At 74.9% G+C, this 18,225-nt stretch carries 16 protein-coding genes; 11 read left to right on the forward strand and 5 right to left on the reverse strand.

The features are described 5' to 3' along the window. The first annotated feature begins 116 nt into the window (after positions 1-116). From AB0C04_RS24440 to AB0C04_RS24465, 6 genes are all read left to right on the forward strand, one after another. Positions 117-1,115, forward strand: a complete 999-nt coding sequence (locus tag AB0C04_RS24440) for a WYL domain-containing protein (protein ID WP_357058389.1) — start codon at positions 117-119, stop codon at positions 1,113-1,115. After that, complete coding sequence (locus AB0C04_RS24445; protein ID WP_357058391.1) at positions 1,112-2,167, forward strand: YafY family protein; 1,056 nt, start codon at positions 1,112-1,114, stop codon at positions 2,165-2,167. Before AB0C04_RS24440 ends, AB0C04_RS24445 begins: the two co-directional genes overlap by 4 nt. A 10-nt stretch (positions 2,168-2,177) precedes the next feature. Next, complete coding sequence (locus AB0C04_RS24450; RefSeq protein WP_357058392.1) at positions 2,178-2,426, forward strand: hypothetical protein; 249 nt, start codon at positions 2,178-2,180, stop codon at positions 2,424-2,426. A 241-nt stretch (positions 2,427-2,667) separates the two neighbouring features. Then, positions 2,668-2,964: a Sec-independent protein translocase subunit TatA gene (gene tatA / locus AB0C04_RS24455; protein WP_350874330.1), complete on the forward strand. Its 297-nt coding sequence runs from the start codon at positions 2,668-2,670 to the stop codon at positions 2,962-2,964. Between the two features lie 18 nt (positions 2,965-2,982). Further along, positions 2,983-3,936: a twin-arginine translocase subunit TatC gene (gene tatC, locus AB0C04_RS24460; protein WP_357058395.1), complete on the forward strand. Its 954-nt coding sequence runs from the start codon at positions 2,983-2,985 to the stop codon at positions 3,934-3,936. A 105-nt stretch (positions 3,937-4,041) separates the two neighbouring features. After that, positions 4,042-4,968: a diacylglycerol kinase family protein gene (locus AB0C04_RS24465; RefSeq protein ID WP_357058397.1), complete on the forward strand. Its 927-nt coding sequence runs from the start codon at positions 4,042-4,044 to the stop codon at positions 4,966-4,968. On the opposite strand, the gene AB0C04_RS24470 is transcribed toward AB0C04_RS24465, so the two are convergent. After that, the gene (locus AB0C04_RS24470) at positions 4,931-5,842 is read right to left on the reverse strand and encodes an EamA family transporter (protein ID WP_357058399.1); all 912 of its coding nucleotides are present in this window, start codon (positions 5,840-5,842) and stop codon (positions 4,931-4,933) included. The genes AB0C04_RS24465 and AB0C04_RS24470 overlap by 38 nt on opposite strands. A gap of 69 nt (positions 5,843-5,911) precedes the next feature. Here AB0C04_RS24470 and AB0C04_RS24475 point away from each other — a divergent pair, with 69 nt between their 5' ends. Then, a complete protein-coding gene (locus AB0C04_RS24475) occupies positions 5,912-6,766 on the forward strand; it encodes a LysR family transcriptional regulator (protein WP_357058401.1) in 855 nt (284 codons plus the stop codon). A gap of 20 nt (positions 6,767-6,786) precedes the next feature. Here AB0C04_RS24475 and AB0C04_RS24480 read toward each other — a convergent pair whose 3' ends face one another. Continuing rightward, complete coding sequence (locus AB0C04_RS24480) at positions 6,787-7,557, reverse strand: HAD-IA family hydrolase (protein WP_357058403.1); 771 nt, start codon at positions 7,555-7,557, stop codon at positions 6,787-6,789. 86 nt (positions 7,558-7,643) lie between these two features. Here AB0C04_RS24480 and AB0C04_RS24485 point away from each other — a divergent pair, with 86 nt between their 5' ends. Beyond that, a complete protein-coding gene (locus AB0C04_RS24485; protein ID WP_357058405.1) occupies positions 7,644-10,445 on the forward strand; it encodes a DEAD/DEAH box helicase in 2,802 nt (933 codons plus the stop codon). Positions 10,446-10,598: 153 nt separating this feature from the next. On the opposite strand, the gene AB0C04_RS24490 is transcribed toward AB0C04_RS24485, so the two are convergent. Beyond that, complete coding sequence (locus AB0C04_RS24490; protein ID WP_357058407.1) at positions 10,599-11,519, reverse strand: 5'-3' exonuclease; 921 nt, start codon at positions 11,517-11,519, stop codon at positions 10,599-10,601. Between the two features lie 168 nt (positions 11,520-11,687). Here AB0C04_RS24490 and AB0C04_RS24495 point away from each other — a divergent pair, with 168 nt between their 5' ends. Then, positions 11,688-12,779, forward strand: coding sequence for a DUF4037 domain-containing protein (locus AB0C04_RS24495; protein ID WP_357058409.1), 1,092 nt, complete (start codon positions 11,688-11,690; stop codon positions 12,777-12,779). 14 nt (positions 12,780-12,793) lie between these two features. On the opposite strand, the gene AB0C04_RS24500 is transcribed toward AB0C04_RS24495, so the two are convergent. Beyond that, entirely contained in the window at positions 12,794-14,059 is a 1,266-nt protein-coding gene (locus AB0C04_RS24500; protein WP_357058411.1) for an MFS transporter, read from the reverse strand. An 86-nt stretch (positions 14,060-14,145) separates the two neighbouring features. Here AB0C04_RS24500 and AB0C04_RS24505 point away from each other — a divergent pair, with 86 nt between their 5' ends. Together AB0C04_RS24505 and AB0C04_RS24510 are read left to right on the forward strand one after the other, a co-directional pair. Beyond that, the gene (locus tag AB0C04_RS24505; RefSeq protein WP_357058413.1) at positions 14,146-15,054 is read left to right on the forward strand and encodes a winged helix-turn-helix transcriptional regulator; all 909 of its coding nucleotides are present in this window, start codon (positions 14,146-14,148) and stop codon (positions 15,052-15,054) included. A gap of 138 nt (positions 15,055-15,192) precedes the next feature. Further along, entirely contained in the window at positions 15,193-16,680 is a 1,488-nt protein-coding gene (locus AB0C04_RS24510) for a hypothetical protein (RefSeq protein ID WP_357058415.1), read from the forward strand. Between the two features lie 112 nt (positions 16,681-16,792). On the opposite strand, the gene AB0C04_RS24515 is transcribed toward AB0C04_RS24510, so the two are convergent. After that, positions 16,793-18,172 (reverse strand): glycosyl hydrolase family 18 protein, encoded by a 1,380-nt coding sequence (locus AB0C04_RS24515; protein WP_357058417.1) that lies wholly within the window; start codon positions 18,170-18,172, stop codon positions 16,793-16,795. Positions 18,173-18,225 lie beyond the last annotated feature (53 nt).

Raw genomic sequence — 18,225 nt, forward strand, 5'->3', positions numbered from 1 at the left:
CTCGCCGGCCGAGCCGGAGGTGGCCGGGCGACGGGGGGACAGGACCGGTTCGACGTACCATCCGGCGCGCCCGCGTGGGTGCACGGCTACGGCGCGTCGGCTGCTAGCGTCTACCCGTGTCCCGGACCCGTACCGAACGCCTGGTCAACCTGGTGATCTGTCTGCTCTCCACGCGCCGGTTCCTGACCGCCGCGCAGATCGCCGCGACCGTGCCCGGTTACGAGCACGACCCGAACGACGCCCGCGACCACGAGGCCTTCCAGCGCAAGTTCGAGCGGGACAAGGCCGAGCTGCGTGAGCTGGGCGTCCCGCTGGAGACCGGCACGGCCAGCGTCTTCGACGCCGAGCCCGGCTACCGCATCGCGCCGCGCGAGTACGCCCTGCCGGACATCCCGCTGGAGCCGGACGAGGCGGCCGCGGTGGGCATCGCCGCCCGGCTCTGGCAGCACGCCGGGCTGGCCGCCGCCGCGTCCTCCGGGCTGGCCAAGCTGCGCGCCGCCGGGGTGGACGTCGACCCGCAGGCGACCCTCGGCCTGGAGCCGATGGTCACCGTCGACCCGGCCTTCGCGCCGCTCACCGCCGCCGCCCGGGACCGCCGGGAGGTCGGCTTCGACTACCGGGTGCCCGACCGGGACGCGCCGACCCGCCGCCGGCTGCAGCCGTGGGGCGTGGTCTGCTGGCGTGGCCGCTGGTACGTGGTCGGCCACGACCTGGACCGGGCCGCCACCCGCTGTTTCCGGCTGTCCCGGGTGGTCGGCGCGGTGCGCGTCACCGGTGATCCCGGCGGCTACCAGCCGCCGGCCGGGGTCGACCTGATCAGCCACGTCGCCCGCTGGTCTGGGCCGGTGGAGCGGACCGGGCGGGCGACCGTGCTGGCCGCCCCGGGCCGGGCCGCCGGGCTGCGCCGCTGGGCCGTCGACGTCGCCGCCGGACCGGACGGCGACCGGCTCGTCCTGCCGTACGCCGACCCGGACTCGCTCGCCGGCCAGCTCGTCGGCTACGGCCCGGACGTGCGGGTGATCGACCCGCCGGAGGTGCGTGAGGCGGTCATCCAACGGCTGAAGGAGATCGCGGTGCGGCACGACGAGCTGGCGGTGGCCGGGGGCGCCCGGTGACCCGGCCCGCCGCCCGGGGCGGCTCCCGCGCCTCCGCCGACCGACTGGCCCGGCTGCTCAACCTGGTGCCCTACCTGCTGGCCCGCCCCGGCATCGAGATCGCCGAGGCGGCCGACGACCTCGGGGTCACCGAGCGGCAGCTGCGCGAGGACCTGGAGCTGCTCTGGGTCTGCGGCCTGCCCGGCTACGGCCCGGGCGACCTGATCGACATGGCCTTCGACGGCGACCGGGTGACCATCACCTACGACGCCGGCATCGACCGGCCGCTGCGGCTCACCCCGGACGAGGCCCTCGCGCTGGTGGTGGCGTTGCGGATGCTCGCCGAGACGCCGGGGGTGACCAACCGGGAGGCGGTGGAGCGCGCCCTCGCCAAGATCGAGGACGCGGCCGGCGACCTGGTCGGCGCGCCGGTGGAGGTGCGGCTGCCGGCGGACACCCGCCGGGTGGAGGCGCTGCGGGCCGCCGTGGAGGGCGGCCGGGCGCTGCGGATCACCTACTACACCGCGGCCCGGGACGAGACCACCGAACGGACCATTGACCCGCTGCGGATGCTGATGGTCGGCGGCCGGGCGTACGTGGAGGCCTGGTGCCGCCGGGTCGAGGCGGTCCGGCTGTTCCGGGCCGACCGGATCGACGCGGTGACCGAGCTGGACGAGCCGGCCGTGGTACCGCCGCAGGCGCGCCCGCACGACCTCACCGACGGGGTGTTCCGGCCCTCGCCGGACCTGCCGCTGATCACCCTGCGGGTCGGTCGGGGCGAGCGGTGGATCACCGAGTACTACCCCTGCGAGCGGGTGGAGGCCGGCGACGGCGACCACTGGCTGGTCTCGCTGCGGGTCACCGACCTGGCCTGGGCGCGCCGGTTCGTGCTGGGCCTCGGCCCGGACGTGACCGTGGTCGCCCCGGCCGAGCTGGCCGAGCAGGTCCGGGCGGCGGCGACGGCCGCGCTCGACGCGTACGCCAGTCCCGCGCCCGCCGCCCGACAGGGCGCACCGGACGCCGCCGCCGCGCCGCCGGCCGCCGATCCGGCGGTCGCCGCCGGACCCCGGTAGGCTGACCGCCGTGGTGAAGTGGATCGTGCTCGCGGTGGTGCTGTTCGCCCTCCTCGTGCTCGCCCTGGCCGTCCGGGCGGTGCTGGCCCGGCTGCCCGGGCTGCGCCGGGCGGCGGTGGCGTTGCAGCGCCGGCAGGCCGAGGCGGAGGCCCTCGCGGGGTCGGCCCAGGCGCTCCAGGCGCGGGCCGAGACGGTCTCCCGGCAGCTCGCCGACGCGCAGCTCCGGGTCGAGCTGATCAGGGCCAATCGGGGCGACTGATCGACGGGCGTCGCGCCGCTCGGCGGGGCGGTGATCGGCGCGGGTCGAATCGCCGCGCGAGCCGTTGGAGAAGTGGGCAGAAACCGAGCGGCGACGTCGGTTGACGGAACATCCCAGGTTGGTCAAGACTTCACCGGCCGGGATCAACCATCACCGCCCCGGCGGGTGGCAACGGGCCGATACGCACGTACGATGGGCTCCGACACACCCCACGCTGTCTCACATTCGACTGGAGCTTCCCATGGGTGCCCTCAAGCCGTGGCACATCGCCATTCTCGTGGTCGTGCTGATCCTGCTCTTCGGCGCGAAGCGGCTCCCCGACGCGGCCCGCTCGCTGGGCCGCTCGCTGCGGATCATCAAGGCAGAGACCAAGAGCCTGCAGGACGACGACCGCGACCTGGCCGAGAAGGCCGACGCGCAGGCCGGCTACCAGCCGCTCCCGCCGTACGCGGGTCAGCAGCAGCCGCAGCAGGCCCCGTACCAGGCCCCGCCGCAGCAGCCGGTCGCCGACCCGGTGCAGCGCGTCCGCGACAACTGACCGAAGGGCCCGACGACCGTGGCCTTGGCACTGCGTAAGCGCGGCCCGAGCAAGTTCCAGCAGGCCGCCGACGGCTCGATGACGCTCATCGAGCACGTGCGCGACCTGCGCAACCGGCTGTTCCGCGCCTCCCTGGCGATCCTGGTCGGCTTCGGCGTCGGCATCTGGCTCGCCGACAAGGTGCGGGTGCTGCTCTCCAAGCCCTACTGCGATCTGCCGCAGGCGATCGACCCCACCACCGGTGTCTGCAAGTTCGTGCAGCTGGGCGTGGCGGACGTCTTCCTGCTCAACCTGAAGATCGGGCTCTGGGTGGGGTTGATCGTCGCCGCGCCGGTCTGGCTCTACCAGCTCTGGGCGTTCATCGCCCCCGGGCTGCACAAGCACGAGCGGCGCTACGCCTACATCTTCACCTCGCTCGCGGCGCCGTTGTTCGCGGCGGGCGCCGTGCTGGCGTTCTTCGTGACCACCAAGGGCCTCGAGTTCCTGCTCAACATCTCCGGGCCGGACATCGCGACCACTCTGGAGGTCACCCGCTACATCTCGTTCGTCACCAACCTGATCCTGCTGTTCGGGGTGGCGTTCGAGTTCCCGCTGCTGGTGCTGATGCTCAACTTCGTCGGCATCGCCAGCGCCAAGCGGCTGCTGAGCTGGTGGCGGATCGCGGTCTTCGTGTTCTTCGCCTTCTCCGCGGTGGTCACCCCCACTCCGGACCCGTTCGGCATGACCGCGCTGGCGATCTGCCTCTGCGCGCTCTACTTCGCCGCTGTCGGGGTCGCGTTCATCAACGACAAGCGGCGCGGGCGGGGCAAGGAGGTCTACGCCGGCATCGGCGACGACGAGGTGTCGCCGCTGGAGTTCGACCCGGAGCCGGTCGAGGCCGGACAGCGGGTCGACGCGACCGCCCCGGTCGCCGCGCCGGACCCGATCGCCGCGCCGGCGCCGATCGACCGCCGCTACGACGACATGACCTGACGTACGGTAGCCACCGCCGTACCGGCCGAAGTGCCGGTCCGACACGCTGACGAGGAAACGCCGCCCGACTCGGGCGGCGTTTCTCGTGCCGGTAGTTTCCTCGCCGTGACCGCAGAAGTTCACCCCTCCGTCACCCCCGACGGTCCCGTCGCGGTACTGGCCAATCCGAGCGCCGGCCGGGGCCGGCACCGGGGCCTGTTGGCGCCGCTGCTGTCCCGGCTCGCCACCGGCGGCCGGCCGGTCCGGCTGTTGGAGGCGCACACCGCCGACGAGGCCGAGGCTGTCTGCCGGGACGCGGTCGCCGACGGGGTCGCGGCCCTGGTCGCGGTCGGCGGCGACGGCACGATGCACCGGGGGATCCAGGCGGTCGCCGGCACCACGATCCCGTTCGGCCCGGTGCCGGCCGGCACCGGTAACGACTTCGCCGCCGACACCGGCTTCCCCACCGATCCGCTCGCCGCCGCCGAGGTGATGGCCGCCGCGCTGCGTGACGGCCGCAGCAGCCCGGTGGACCTGGCCCGGATGACCGGCCCGACCGGTCCGCCCCGCTGGTACGGGGCGGTGCTCGCCGCCGGTTTCGACGCGATCGTCAACGAGCGGGCCAACCGGATGAGCTGGCCGCGGGGCCCGCGCCGCTACGACCTGGCGATCATGGTCGAGCTGGCCCGGCTGCGCCCACGCCGGTACAAGCTGCGCCTCGACGGCGAACCGCACGAGGTCGACGCGGTGCTGGTGGCGGTGGGCAACTGCCCGAGCTACGGCGGCGGGATGCGGATCTGCCCGGACGCCGACCCGACCGACGGCCTGCTCGACGTGGTGGTCGGCGGTCGGTTGGACCGGCGCACCCTGATCCGGGTCAAGCCGAGCATCTACCAGGGCACCCACCTGCGGCACCCGCTGGTGCACAGCTACCGGGTCCGCACGGTCGAGCTGGCCGCCGAGGGCATCACCACGTACGCCGACGGGGAGCGGTCGCTGGAGCTGCCGCTGACGGTCAGCGCCGTGCCGGGCGCCCTGCGGCTGCTGCGTTGACCCGGACCGCGCCGATGCTGGCCGCGATCACCAGGGCGATGGCCAGCACCTCCACGACGGTGAGCTGCTGCTCCAGCACCAGGTAGCCGGCGAGCGAGGCGATCGCCGGGCCGAGGCTCATCATGACCGCGAAGGTGGCGGTGGGCAGCCGACGCAGCGCCAGTAGTTCGAGGGTGTAGGGCAGCCCCGAGGCGAGCACGGCGAGGGCGGTCCCGAGCGCCAGCACCGGCGGGTCCAGCAGCACCGTACCGGCGGTCGCCAGCCCGGGCGGCAGGGTCACCACGGCGGCGACGGCCAGCGCCAGGGCCAACCCGTCGGCGCCCCGGAAGCGCGCACCGACCCGCGCGCTGAGCACGATGTACGCCGCCCAGAGCGCGCCCGCGGCCAGCGCCAGGCCGGCGCCGAGCGGGTCCAATCGGTTGAAGCCGCCCTGGCCGAGCAGGGCCACCCCGGCCAGCGCCACCGCGGCGCAGGCCCAGCTGGCCGCCCGGCGCGCGGCGAAGACCGACAGCGCCAGCGGGCCGAGCACCTCCAGGGTCACCGCCGGGCCGAGCGGGATCCGCTCGATGGCCTGGTAGAAGATCGAGTTCATGCTGGCCAGGGCCAACCCGAACGCTCCGGCGGCCACCCAGTCGGCCCGGTCGTGCCCGCGCAGCCGCGGCCGGCAGACGACCAGCAGCAGCACCGCGGAGATGGCCAGCCGCAGGGTGACCGCGCCGAACACGCCGGTACGGGGGAAGAGCAGGGCGGCGACCGCGGAGCCGAACTGCACCGACAGCGCCCCGCCGAGCACCAGCCCGACCGCGCCCACCCCACCCTGCCGGGCCGGCGGGGTGCTGGCGGCGGGCCGGTCGGGCAGCAGGGTGTCGGTCACGCCTGCGACGCTATGAGCTGGCGCGCTGCCAGGGAAATGCCGATTCGACAGCGCTTATGCTTCCCGGTTATGACCGTCGAGCTGCGGCACCTGCGCGCCTTCCTCGCCATCGCGGAGGAGGGCGGCATCACCCGGGCCGCCGCCCGGCTGCGGGTCAGCCAGCCCGCCCTGTCGCGGACCCTGCGCCAGCTCGAGGACCATCTGGGCGTACGGCTGGTCGAGCGCTCCACCCACCACCTGGCGCTCACCGTGGCCGGCCGCTCGTTCCGGGACCGGGCCGCCGTGGCGGTCGCCGCGGTCGACGACGTGCTGACCCCCGGGCAGGGCGTCGGCTGGCCGCTGCGGCTCGGCCACGCCTGGTCGGCGCTCGGCGGGCACACCGTCACGCTGCTGCGTCGGTGGCGGCAGGCCTACCCGCAGACGCCGCTGGAGCTGCTGCGCATCGACGACCGGACGGCCGGGCTGGCCCGGGGCGCGGTGGACGTCGCCGTGCTGCGCCAGCCGGTCGAGCTGCCCGACGTACGGACGGTGCGGCTGCTGGCCGAGGCGCGGCTGGCCACCGTGCCGGCGGACAGCCCGCTCGCCGGCCGGGCCGAGCTGACCCTGGCCGACCTGGTCGACCAGCCGATCGCGGTGAACAGCGAGACCGGCACCACCACCCTCGGGCTGTGGCCGAACGGCGCCGCCCCGGCCACCGTGGTGCCGGTGGCCAACACCGACGACTGGCTGGCCGCGATCAGCTCCGGCCGCGCCGTGGGGGTGACCACCACCGCCACGGCGGCCATGTATCCCAGCCCGGCGGTGGCGTACCGGCCGCTCGTGGACGCGCCCGCGGTGCCCGTGCTGCTCGCCTGGCGGCACCCGCCGAGCCACCCGGCCGTGCCCGACCTGGTGGCCCTGACCCGGGAGGTCGTGCGCGACTGACCCTCGCCGGAGTCGGTGGGTCAGGCCGGCAGGGCCAGGTCGAGGACCGCGCCGAGGCCGTTCTCCCGGCCCGGCTCGGCGGCCGGCAGCACCAGCACCGCGCAGCCGGCGGCGGCCGCGCCCGCGTCGGCCGGGGTGTCGCCCACCATCAACGTCTGCTCCGGGTCGACACCGAGCATCCCGCAGGCGCGCCAGAAGATCGCCGGATCGGGCTTGCAGCGGCCCACCTCGTAGGAGAGCACGAACGCGTCGACCAGTTCGGTGAGCTGCCACGCGTCGAACATCGGCCGCAGGTCGAAGCCGATGTTGCTGACCACCGCCACCCGTACGCCCGCGTCGCGCAGCGCGGCGAGCGTCGGGGCGGCGTCGGGGTAGGGGACCCAGCCCTCGGGGACCAGCACCCGGTCGTAGAGCGCGTCGGCGAACCCCTCGATCCCGGCGTCGACCGCCTCGGCCAGCCCCGTGTAGGCGGCGCGGTGCGCGTGCGGGTAGAGATCGCGGGTGGACCACAGCTCGGCCAGCCGGGGCGGCACCCGGGCGGGCAGCGGCCCACCGGCCCGCCCGGCGGTGAGCAGCCGGTCGGCCAGCGCCGTCGCCCGGACCCGCTCCAGGTCGACGCCGCACGCCGCCGCGGCCTGGCGCACCCACTCGCGCGGCTCCTCCACCTGGGCGAGGGTGCCGTGGAAGTCGAAGAGCACCGCCTTGACCTGCCGGCGCGACGGCCGCGACGGGCGGCCGGCGTCGGCGCGGCCCGGGACAGGAGGCTGGGTCGGTTCGGGTTGGTCCGGCACGTCGTGCACCCTACCGACCGCCTCCGACGGCCCTTCCGGTCGGCCTTGTCCGATGTCCGGTCCGGGTACGCATTAATCTTGGTGCTATGTCGAGCCCCGCCGAGCGGTACGCCGCGGCGCGCCGCCGGGCCGCGCAGGCCTCACAGTTCCCGGCGCTGGAAGAGTTCGCCCTTGACCTGGGGTTCGATCTCGACGACTTCCAGCGGGAGGCGTGTCAGGCGTTGGAGCGCGGCAGCGGCGTGCTCGTCTGCGCGCCCACCGGCGCCGGCAAGACGGTGGTCGGTGAGTTCGCCGTACACCTGGCGTTGACCGGTGGGGCGACGACGCCGGCCGACGGCGCGCAGCCCGCCCCCGGCGGCACCCGGCGCAAGTGCTTCTACACCACGCCGATCAAGGCGCTCTCCAACCAGAAGTACCACGACCTGGTCAACCGCTACGGCGCCGAGCAGGTCGGGCTGCTCACCGGCGACAACGCGATCAACGGCGACGCGCCCGTGGTGGTGATGACCACCGAGGTGCTGCGCAACATGCTCTACGCCGGCTCCAGCACCCTGGAGGGGCTGGCGTACGTGGTGATGGACGAGGTGCACTACCTCGCCGACCGGTTCCGGGGCGGCGTGTGGGAAGAAGTGATCATCCACCTGCCCGCCTCGGTCACCCTGGTCTCACTCTCGGCGACCGTCTCCAACGCCGAGGAGTTCGCCGACTGGCTGGTCACCGTGCGCGGCGAGACGGCGGTGGTGGTCAGCGAGCACCGGCCGGTGCCGCTGTGGCAGCACATGCTGGTCGGCAAGCGGATGTTCGACCTCTTCCACGACGCCGACGCGGCCCGCAAGCACGACGTGCACCCGGAGCTGCTGCGCTACACCCGGGACACGACGCGCCGGCTGGAGCTGGGTGAGGGACGCAGCGCCGGTCCGGGGGGCGGCCGGCGCGGACCGCGCTGGCGCGGCCCGCTGCGACCGGACATCGTCGAACGGCTGGACCGCGAGGGGTTGCTCCCGGCGATCCTGTTCATCTTCAGCCGGGCCGGCTGCGCCGCCGCGGTGCAGCAGTGCCTCGCCGCCGGCCTGCGGCTCACCTCGCCCGAGGAGCGGGCGGAGATCCGTCGGGTGGTCGAGTCCCGGGTCACCGCGATTCCCGGCGAGGACCTGACCGTGCTCGGCTACTGGGAGTGGCTCGACGGGCTGGAGCGCGGCCTCGCCGCCCACCACGCCGGCATGCTGCCGGTGTTCAAGGAGATCGTCGAGGAGCTCTTCGTCCGGGGTCTGGTCAAGGCGGTCTTCGCGACCGAGACGCTGGCCCTGGGGATCAACATGCCGGCCCGCTGCGTGGTGCTGGAGCGGCTGGTCAAGTACAACGGCGAGGCGCACGTCGACCTCACCCCGGGGGAGTACACGCAGCTCACCGGGCGGGCCGGGCGCCGGGGCATCGACGTCGAGGGGCACGCCGTGGTGGTGTGGTCCCCGGAGACCGACCCGCGGCACGTGGCGGGGCTGGCATCCACCCGCACCTACCCGCTGCGGTCCAGCTTCCGGCCCTCGTACAACATGGCGGTGAACCTGGTCGGCACGGTCGGCGCGGATCCGGCCCGGGCGCTGCTGGAGTCCTCCTTCGCCCAGTTCCAGGCGGACCGCTCGGTGGTCGGCCTGGCCCGCCAGGTGCAGCGCAACACCGAGACCATCGAGGCGTACGGCGCGGAAGCGGCCTGCCACCACGGCGACTTCGACGAGTACTTCGCGCTGCGGGTGGCGATCGCCGACCGGGAGCGGGCGATCGCCCGGCAGGGGCAGAGCCAGCGCAAGGCGGCCGCCGTCGCGTCGCTGGAGCGGCTGCGGGTCGGCGACGTGATCCGGGTGCCCGCCGGGCGGCGGGCCGGCCTGGCGGTGGTGCTGGACCCGGCGACCGGCGGGTTCGGTGAGCCTCGGCCGTTGGTGCTCACCCAGGACCGCTGGGCCGGGCGGGTCAGCCCGGGCGACTTCACCACCCCGGCCGAGGTGCTCGCCCGGATCCGGGTGCCGAAGCACTTCAACCACCGCTCGCCGGCGGCCCGGCGCGACCTGGCCGCCGAGGTCAGCGGCACCGGCCTGGACCGGCACGCCGGGCGCCGGGGCGGTCGGTCCCGGCAGCCGGTGGGCGAGGACCACCGGCTCACCCAGCTCCGCTCCGAGCTGCGCCGGCATCCGTGCCACGCCTGCCCCGAGCGGGAGGAGCACGCCCGCTGGGCCGAGCGGCGGCGCCGGCTGGAGCGGGACACCGAGGAGCTGCGGGAGCGGGTGGCCGGGCGGACCGGTTCGCTGGCCCGTACCTTCGACCGGATCGTCGCGCTGCTCACCACCCGGGGCTACCTGACCTCCGACGGGACGGTCACCGACGCGGGTCGGATGCTCGGTCGGATCTGGACCGAGGCGGACCTGCTGGTCGCCGAGTGCCTGCGCCGGGGGGTCTGGGACGGGCTCTCCCCGGCGGAGCTGGCCGCCGCCGTGTCGGTGGTGGTCTTCGAGGCCCGCCGGGATGTCGACGAGCGGGCGTCGCTGCCGCGCGGCCCGGTCGCCGACGCGGTGGACGAGACCTTGAAGCTGTGGAGCGACATCGAGGCGGACGAGGCCGCCCGGGGGCTGACGGTGACCCGGGAGCCGGATCTCGGCTTCGCCTGGCCGATCTACCGGTGGGCCCGGGGCGAGGCGCTGGCCAAGGTGCTCGCCAGCGGTCACGAGCTCGACGGGGAGATGCCGGCCGGCGACTTCGTCCGCTGGTCCCGCCAGGTGGTCGACCTGCTCGGCCAGCTCGCCGACTCCGGCGGGGCGTCGGCCGAGCTGCGGTCCACCGCCCGGCAGGCGATCGGCGCGGTGAACCGCGGGGTGCTGGCCTACCACACCGCCGCCTGAGCGCTCGGAGCGAAAACCATCGGCCCGGCCCCGAGCACGCTCGGGGCCGGGCCGATGCGGGTCGGGACCGTCCGGGGTCAGGTCTGGCCGGTCCGGGCCGGCCGGGTCAGGTTTGGCCGGGTAGGGGCCGCCCGAGGTCAGGGGTGCTCGGGGTCAGGGGTGCCCGGCGAGCGCGTCGACCAGGCGCCGGGTGGAGCCGGCCAGGTTCCACTGGCGGGCCAGCTCCAGCAGGCCGTCGGGGTCGACTGGGGCGCTCGGCAGCGCGGTCGGCAGCTCCGGCAGCGGCACGTCGAGGGCGACGCGGACCACCTTCGGGGCCACCGCCAGGTAGTCGCCGGCCGCGGCGAGCTTGGCGCGAAGCCCTGGCGCGAAGCCCGACTTCGGATCGTCGAGCGCGGCGAGGATGCCGGCCAGGTCGCCGTAGCGGTCGATCAACCGGGCGGCGGTCTTCTCACCGACGCCCGGCACCCCGGGCAGCCCGTCGCTGGGGTCGCCGCGCAGCGCCGCGAAGTCGGCGTAGCTCGCGGCGGGTACGCCGTAGCGGGCCCGCACCGCGGCGTCGTCGCAGTCGTCCAGCTTGGCCACGCCCCGGCCGATGTAGAGCAGCCGCACCGGCCGGGCGTCGTCGACCAGCTGGAAGAGGTCGCGGTCGCCGGAGACCACCTCGACCGGCGCCGGCTGGGTGACCGAGAGCGTGCCGAGCACGTCGTCGGCCTCGTAGCCCGTCGCGCCGACGGTGGTGATGCCGATGGCGGTGAGCACGTCGAGGATCACCGGCACCTGCGGGGTGAGCGTGTCGGGCACCACCTCGCCCCCCTCCGGCGCGAGCCGGTGGGCCTTGTATGACGGCAGCAGCGCCACCCGCCAGTCGGGCCGCCAGTCGAAGTCCATCGCGCAGACCATCCGGTCGGGCCGGCGGGTGCGGATCAGGGTCGCCAACATGTCGAGGAAGCCGCGCACCGCGTTGACCGGGGTGCCGTCCTCGGCCCGGGCGGCCGACTCGGGGATGCCGAAGTAGGCCCGGAAGTAGAGGCTCGGGGAGTCGATCAGCAGGATCGGGGGTCGCTGTGCCACGCCGGACAGCCTGGCACAGCCCACCGACGAAACGACAGCGCGGCACGGCGGGAACGAGCCCGGCGTTCGGCGACGGCACCGGTGGCGGCCCTTCATGGTCGGGGTCGTCGCCGGTGGGACGGCGGAACCGGGCTGCGGCTCGCGTCGGGCGGGGGCAGACTGCCTGACGTGGCGTTTCTCCCCGGCCTGACGCTGGCCCGCCGGTACCACGACGAGGTGCTCGCGCCGATCCTGCGCCGGCGGTGCCCCGACCTGCGGTACGCGGCCGGGCGGCTCGACGGCGGCTCGGAGCTGCTCGGCCTGGACACCGCCCGCTCCACCGACCACGACTGGGGCCCGCGCGCGCAGCTCTTCGTCGCGGCGGGCGACGCCGGGCGGTTACCGGAGGTACGCGCCGTGCTGGAGGCCGAGCTGCCGGCGGAGTTCCTGGGCTGGCCGACCCGGTTTGCTGGCGACGACGCGCGGCTGGGCGTCGTGGATCCGGCGGGTGCCCGGCACGGGGTGAGCGTGACAGAGCTGGGCGGCTGGTGGCGCGAGCGGCTCGGGTTCGACCCGGCGGCCGGGGTCGGTGTGGAGGACTGGCTGGCCACGCCGACGCAGCGGCTGGCCGAGGTCACCGGCGGCGCGGTCTTCCACGACGGCCTGGGTGGCGCGCTCACCGCCGGCCGTGCCGCGCTCGCCTGGTATCCGGACGACGTCTGGCGGCACGTGCTCGCTGCCGGGTGGACCCGGGTCGCCCAGGCCGAGCACCTGCCCGGCCGCTGCGCCGAGGTCGGCGACGAGCTGGGCAGCCGGGTGGTCACCGCCGGCCTGGCTCGGGACCTGATGCGGCTCGGTCTGCTGCTGCGCCGCCGCTGGCCGCCGTACGACAAGTGGCTCGGCACCACCTTCGCCCGGCTGCCGGAGGCGGCCCCGGTGGTCGCCGGGCTGGCCGATGCGCTCGGCCCGGGCGACTGGGCGCGGCGGCAGGCGGGGCTGGTCGACGCGCTGGAGGCGTTGGCCGGGTGGACCGACGAGACCCACCTGGCCGCGCCGGTGCGCGCCCGGGCCCGCACCTTTCACAGTCGTCCGTTCCTGGTGCTGGACGCCGGCCGGGTCGCCGCCGCCCTGCGCGCCGCGATCACCGACCCTGGGCTGCGGGAGCGTCCGCTGCTCGGTGCGGTGGACCAGTATCTGCACAACGTCGACGTGCTGACCGACGCCCGGCACGTCCGTCGGCTGGCCGGCGCTCTGCGTCCGGAGGAGCCCGGGGCGGGTTGACCGGCGGGTGGCGGTCAGCCGCCGACGGGCACCCGCGGCGGCGGCACTTCCCGCGGCGCGTCGTGGTCGGTGAGGTCGCGCAGCCGGCGCACCGGGGAGAGCAGCACCGCCAGCGGGGCGCATACCAGCGTGGCCGCGAAGACCAGCAGGGTGGCCCGGGCGCCGATGAAACCGGCCAGCGCGCCGGCGATCAGGCCGCCCACCGGGATCGCGCCCCAGGAGACGAACCGGACGGTGGCCATCACGCGGGAGAGCAGGTCGGGCGGACTGGCGATCTGCCGGTAGGTCCGGGTGGTCACGCTGAGCACCACCGTCCCGAGGGAGAAGACGACGTTGCCGGCCGCGAAGGCCGCGTACGCGGGCCAGCCGGTCCCCAGCGGGATGAGGAACGCCCCGGCGACGGTGACCAGGCCGGAGACGATCAGCGCCCGGGCGGTGCCGATCCGGTTCGTGATCCGGGTGGTGAGCGCCGCCCCGACCAGCGCGCCGACGCCCTCGACGGCGAGCAGCACACCGACCAGGCCGGCCGGGGTGTGCAGCTCGCGGACCAGGTAGAGCGGGTAGAGCGCGAACTGTGCCCCGCAGACGAAGTTCATCGCGGTCGCGGCCCACATGCTGGGGCCGATCAACGGGTGCCGGGAGACGAAGCGCCACCCTTCGCGGATCAGCTCGGCCATCGGCGGCCAGCGGTCCGGCGCGTCGCTGCGGCGGGCCGGCAGGGTGCGCAGCAGCGCCGCCGAGAACAGGTAGCTGGCCGCGTCCACCAGCAGCGTCGGCACCGCGCCGAGCGCCTGCACGGCGAGCCCGCCGAGCGCGGGCCCACTGAGCTGGGTGGCGGCGTGGGTGGCCGAGGTGAGGCTGTTGCGCGACTGGAGTTGGTCCGCCTCGACGATGCTCGGCAGGAAGGTCGAGTTGGCCACGTCGAAGAGCACGTTGGCGAAGCTGACCACGAGCGCGGTGACCACCAGGTGGGTGACGGTGAGCTGCCCCCACCACCAGGCGAGCGGGACCGACGCGACGGCGGTCGCGCGGGCGAGGTCGGCGCCCACCTGCGCGCCGCGCAGCGGCAACCGCTGCACGATCACCCCGGCCGGTAGCCCGATGACGATCCACGCCACGTAGCTCGCCGCGGCGATCAGACCCATCTGGAAGGGCGTGGCGTCCAGGACGGTCAGCGCCGTCAACGGCAGCGCCACCGCACCGACCGCCGACCCGACCTGACTGGTCGTGCCGGCGGTCCACCAGCGCCAGAAAACCCCGGCCCGCCCACCGACGTCCATGTCGTCCGCCCCCGTTCCGCGCGAGCCAGTCAGTTCCAATCTGAAACGGACTATAGTCGAGGCGGAGCGGACGGTGGAGGTGGGATGTGCGGCGGGGTGACCTCGGAGACGCGGACTGCGGCATCGCGCAGGCCCTCGGTGTGCTCGGCGACTGGTGGACCTTCCTGATCGTGCGCGACATCGCGGGTGGGACGACCCGCTTCGACGCCCTCCAGCGGGAGCTGGGCGTCAGCCGGCGGGCGTTGACCGAGCGGCTGGCCGCGCTGGTCGGGCACGGCGTGCTGCGACGCCGGCCGTACTCGCAGCACCCGCCCCGCTACGACTACCTGCTCACGCCGAAGGGCGAGGGGTTGCTGCCGGTGCTCGTCGCGCTGCAGGACTGGGGCACCCGGCACCTGATGGGCGACGGCGAACTCACCGCGACCGCCGACGCGTCCTCGGCCGAGGCGCGGCGGACGCACGAACTTCTCGGCCGGCGACTGCCGGACGTGCTCCTGACCGGGTCCGACGGGCGACCGGTGCCGCCTGCCGACGCGGACGGCTGGAGCGTCCTCTACTTCTTCCCCGGGGCGTACGCCCCGGACAGCGGCGGCTATCCGCCGGGCTGGGCGGAGACCCCCGGCGCCCGTGGCTGCACGCTGGAGTCGACCACCTACGCCGCGCGGTACGCGGACTTCCGGGCCGCCGGGGCCGAGGTCCGCGGCATCAGCACCCAGCGGCCCGACCAGCTCGCCGACTTCGTGGCGTACGCCCGGCTGCCCTTCCCGCTCCTGTCCGACCAGGACGGACGGCTCGGCGCGGGGCTGCTGCTGCCCACCTTCCGGGCCGGCGGGGTGGAGCGGTTCAAGCGGCTGACCCTGCTGGTGGGGCCGGGCGCGGTGATCCGCGCGGTGCAGTTCCCGGTGACCGATCCGGCCGGCTCGGTCGACGAGATGCTCGACCTGGTCCGGCGGCACGCCGGCGCGGCCCCGGCGGTCCCGGCCCGCACCGACTGAACGGCGCGACCCGAGACCGCGGCGCGGGGCGGGCCGGTGCCGCACCCGGGCCGACGTCCCGGGCTGCGGGCCCCACCGGGATGAGGCAGAGTGGCACCGCGCCGGGACCGCACCGGCACGAGCGTCAGCGGAGGGGCGGTGGCCGTGGAGGGTCCGACCGGGGTGGTGTTTCCCCGTACCGGTGAGGGACGCAGCACGAGTGCGCTGGGCCGGGCGGTCGTCGCGGACGCCCTGCGCGCGGTCGACCCGGTCGGGTCGCGGGCGGCGGAGCACGAGACCAACTGGCGGCACGGCTACCTCGGGCACTTCCGCCGGCTGGTCGAGGCGGGGCTGCTCTCCCGCGACGCCGCGCTCACCATCGCCCGGGACGGGCTCGCCTCGCTGCACTCGCGGATGAGCGTGATCGACGCCGACGGTCGGGAGACCGGGTTGGCGCAGGTCTTCGACGCGCCCCACGGCGACGACGACCTGGAGACGGCGACGGTCACCGGCACCGGCGAGGTCGACCGGGAGCTGTCCGTGCCCTACCGGGGGCGGCGGTTGCGCGGCGACGACCTGCGCCGCCAACTCGACGCCTGGGTGAGCGCCGGGGTCGTCGAACCGTCCTGTGCCGAGGCGGTCGGCACGGTGCTGGCCAATCCGGACTGGCTCGACCTGCGCGACCAGCGGGTGGTCGTGCTCGGGGCGGGCGCGGAGATGGGCCCGCTGCCGTCCCTGTTGCGCTGGGGTGGCGACGTGGTCGCGGTCGACCTGCCGCGCCCGGAGCTGTGGCGGCGGGTGCTGCAGACCGCGCACCGGCACGGCGGCCGCCTGCACCTGCCGGTGAACGCCACCGCCACCGCTACTGCCGCCGATGCGGCTGACGACCGCGCCCTGGCCGGCCGGGCCGGCGCCGACCTGCTGCACCGCCTGCCGCAGGTCGCCGCGTGGCTGAGCGGCCTCGACGGCCGACTCGTGCTGGGCAACTACGTCTACGCCGACGGGGCGACCAACGTGCGGGTCGCGATGGCGGTGGACGCGCTCACCTGCCACCTGCAGCGCGAGCGCGACGACGTCGCGCTGGCCTTCCTCGCCACCCCCACCGACGTCTTCGCGGTGCCGGCCGAGGCGGTGCGGCACGCCGAGCGCGGCTACGCGGCCCGTGGGTTGGCGCGCAGGTCGTTGCGCCTGCTCTCGGGCGGCCGGCTGCTGCACCGCAACTATCCGCCGGACGCCGACCCCGGCATCAACGACAGCCTGGTCCCGCAGCAGGGGCCCAACTACGCCCTGGCCAAGAGGTTGCAGCGGTGGCGGGCCACGGCCGCCCGGGCCGCCGGGTCGACGGTGTCGTTCACCGTCGCGCCGCCCACCCGCACCCGCTCGGTGCTGCGCAACCGGGCGCTCGCCGCCGCGTACGCCGGGGCGCACCGGTTCGGCATCGAGGTATTCGAGCCGGCGACCAGCAACACCCTGATGGCCGCGCTGCTGGTGCACGACCTGCGCACCGGTGGCGGCCCGGCGCTGGAGCACCCGTGGCAGGACGAGGCGTACGCGGCGGCGCACGGTGGGCTGTGGCGGGTGCCGTACGCGCCGCGCAGCGCCCTGGGGTTGGCCGTCCTGCTCGGCCTCGGCGGCGCCCGGGCCTGACCGGCCCGGCCGCGAACCCGGCGCTGCCCGGCGGCGCACGCCCCGGCGCCGAACGACAGAGCGGCCCCCGCCGCGCCGTATCGGCGCGAACGGGGGCCGTCGCTGTCCGAGCTCAGGCGGGCAGGCGCCAGACCTGGTTGGCACCGCCGAAGCAGTCCCAGATCTGCAGCCGGGTGCCGTCGGCGGAGCTGTTGCCGGTGGCGTCCAGGCACTTGTTCGACGCCGGGTTGCGCAGCGTGCCGTTGGACTGGGCCTGCCAGACCTGGGCGCCGCTGCCGTTGCAGTCCCAGAGCTGGATCTTGGTGCCGTTGGCGGTGCCGGCGCTGGTCACGTCGGCGCACTTGCCCAGCGCCCGCAGGCTGCCGTCGCTGGCGACGGTCCAGTTCTGCGCGTTGGTGCCGTTGCAGGTGTAGAGCTGCACGGCGGTGCCGTTGGCGCTGCTGGCCGCGGCGACGTCCACGCACTTGCCGCCGATGCCGGTGATCGGGCCGGTCCGCCCGGTCGGCGGCGGGGTGGTGCCGCCCATGACGGTGTCGTAGATCGCGCTGACCAGCGAGGTCGAGCCGGTGGTGTCCTGGGTGAGTTCCCAGTTCATCATGCCGCCGGCGTTGGCCAGCGCCCACTGGGTCTTGCGCTTGACGGTCGGGATGCCGTTGTAGCACTCCTGGACGCCGTTGATCGTCGTGCAGTCCCGGTTGGCGTTGGCCGGGTCCCGGGCGACCAACTGGGCGTAGGTCTGGTAGCCGGGCCGGCTGTAGAAGGGCACGCCGAGCACCGCCTTGCCGGCGGGCAGGCCGCGCGCCTTCCAGCCGTTCACGCTGGCGATCGACCAGTCGTAGTTGGCGTGCGGGGTGCCGCCGTCGTAGGCCATGATGTTCAGCCAGTCGACGTAGCCGAAGACCGCGGGCGGCACGCCCTGCAGGTAGTAACCCTCGGAGACGACGGCGGCGGTGAGCAGCTTGCCCTGCGGGCGCAGCGCGTTGCTGAGTTGCTGCATGAGCGCCGAGTAGTTGTTGGCCGAGGCGCCGGGGTCGGGGTACTCCCAGTCCATGTCGACGCCGTCCAGGCCGTACTGGTTGACGAAGCTGACCACGCTGTTGACGAACGTGGTGCGGGAGCCGGCGTTGGCGGCGAGCGCCTCGAACGCGGAGTCGTCGCCGTTGTTCCAGCCGCCGATCGCGATCGACACCTTGACGTTGTTGGCGTGCCCCTGCGACACCAACGAGGAGAGCTTGCTCGGGTTCTCCACCGCGCGCAGGGTGCCGTTGCTGTTGGGCAGCACGAACGCGTAGTTGATGTGGGTCAGCTTGTTGTACTGGACCGTGTTGACGTTGCCGGTCCACGACGGCATGTAGCCGACGCTCTTGAAGTTGTTGGGCAGCACGACGGCCTCGGCGGCGGTCGGGGTGAGGGCGAGGGTGGCGCCGGCGGTGGCCAGCGCGAGCAGGCCGGCGGCGAGTGCCGAGCGGCGGCGGGGACGTGGTGAGGACATCGAGGGCCTTCCCGTGGGCGAGTTGCGGCGCCGTGCGGCCGTGGCGACGGCTG

Origin of the sequence: Micromonospora sp. NPDC048909, assembly GCF_040649635.1 — a bacterium.
Classification (GTDB): Bacteria; Actinomycetota; Actinomycetes; order Mycobacteriales; family Micromonosporaceae; genus Micromonospora.

Excerpts from the sequence above, each read along its gene's own strand:
- tatA (WP_350874330.1), top strand. The coding sequence starts at position 2,668 with ATGGGTGCCCTCAAGCCGTGGCACATCGCCATTCTCGTGGTCGTGCTG.
- AB0C04_RS24475 (WP_357058401.1), top strand. The coding sequence starts at position 5,912 with ATGACCGTCGAGCTGCGGCACCTGCGCGCCTTCCTCGCCATCGCGGAG.
- AB0C04_RS24485 (WP_357058405.1), top strand. The coding sequence starts at position 7,644 with ATGTCGAGCCCCGCCGAGCGGTACGCCGCGGCGCGCCGCCGGGCCGCG.
- AB0C04_RS24500 (WP_357058411.1), bottom strand. The coding sequence starts at position 14,059 with ATGGACGTCGGTGGGCGGGCCGGGGTTTTCTGGCGCTGGTGGACCGCC.
- AB0C04_RS24515 (WP_357058417.1), bottom strand. The coding sequence starts at position 18,172 with ATGTCCTCACCACGTCCCCGCCGCCGCTCGGCACTCGCCGCCGGCCTG.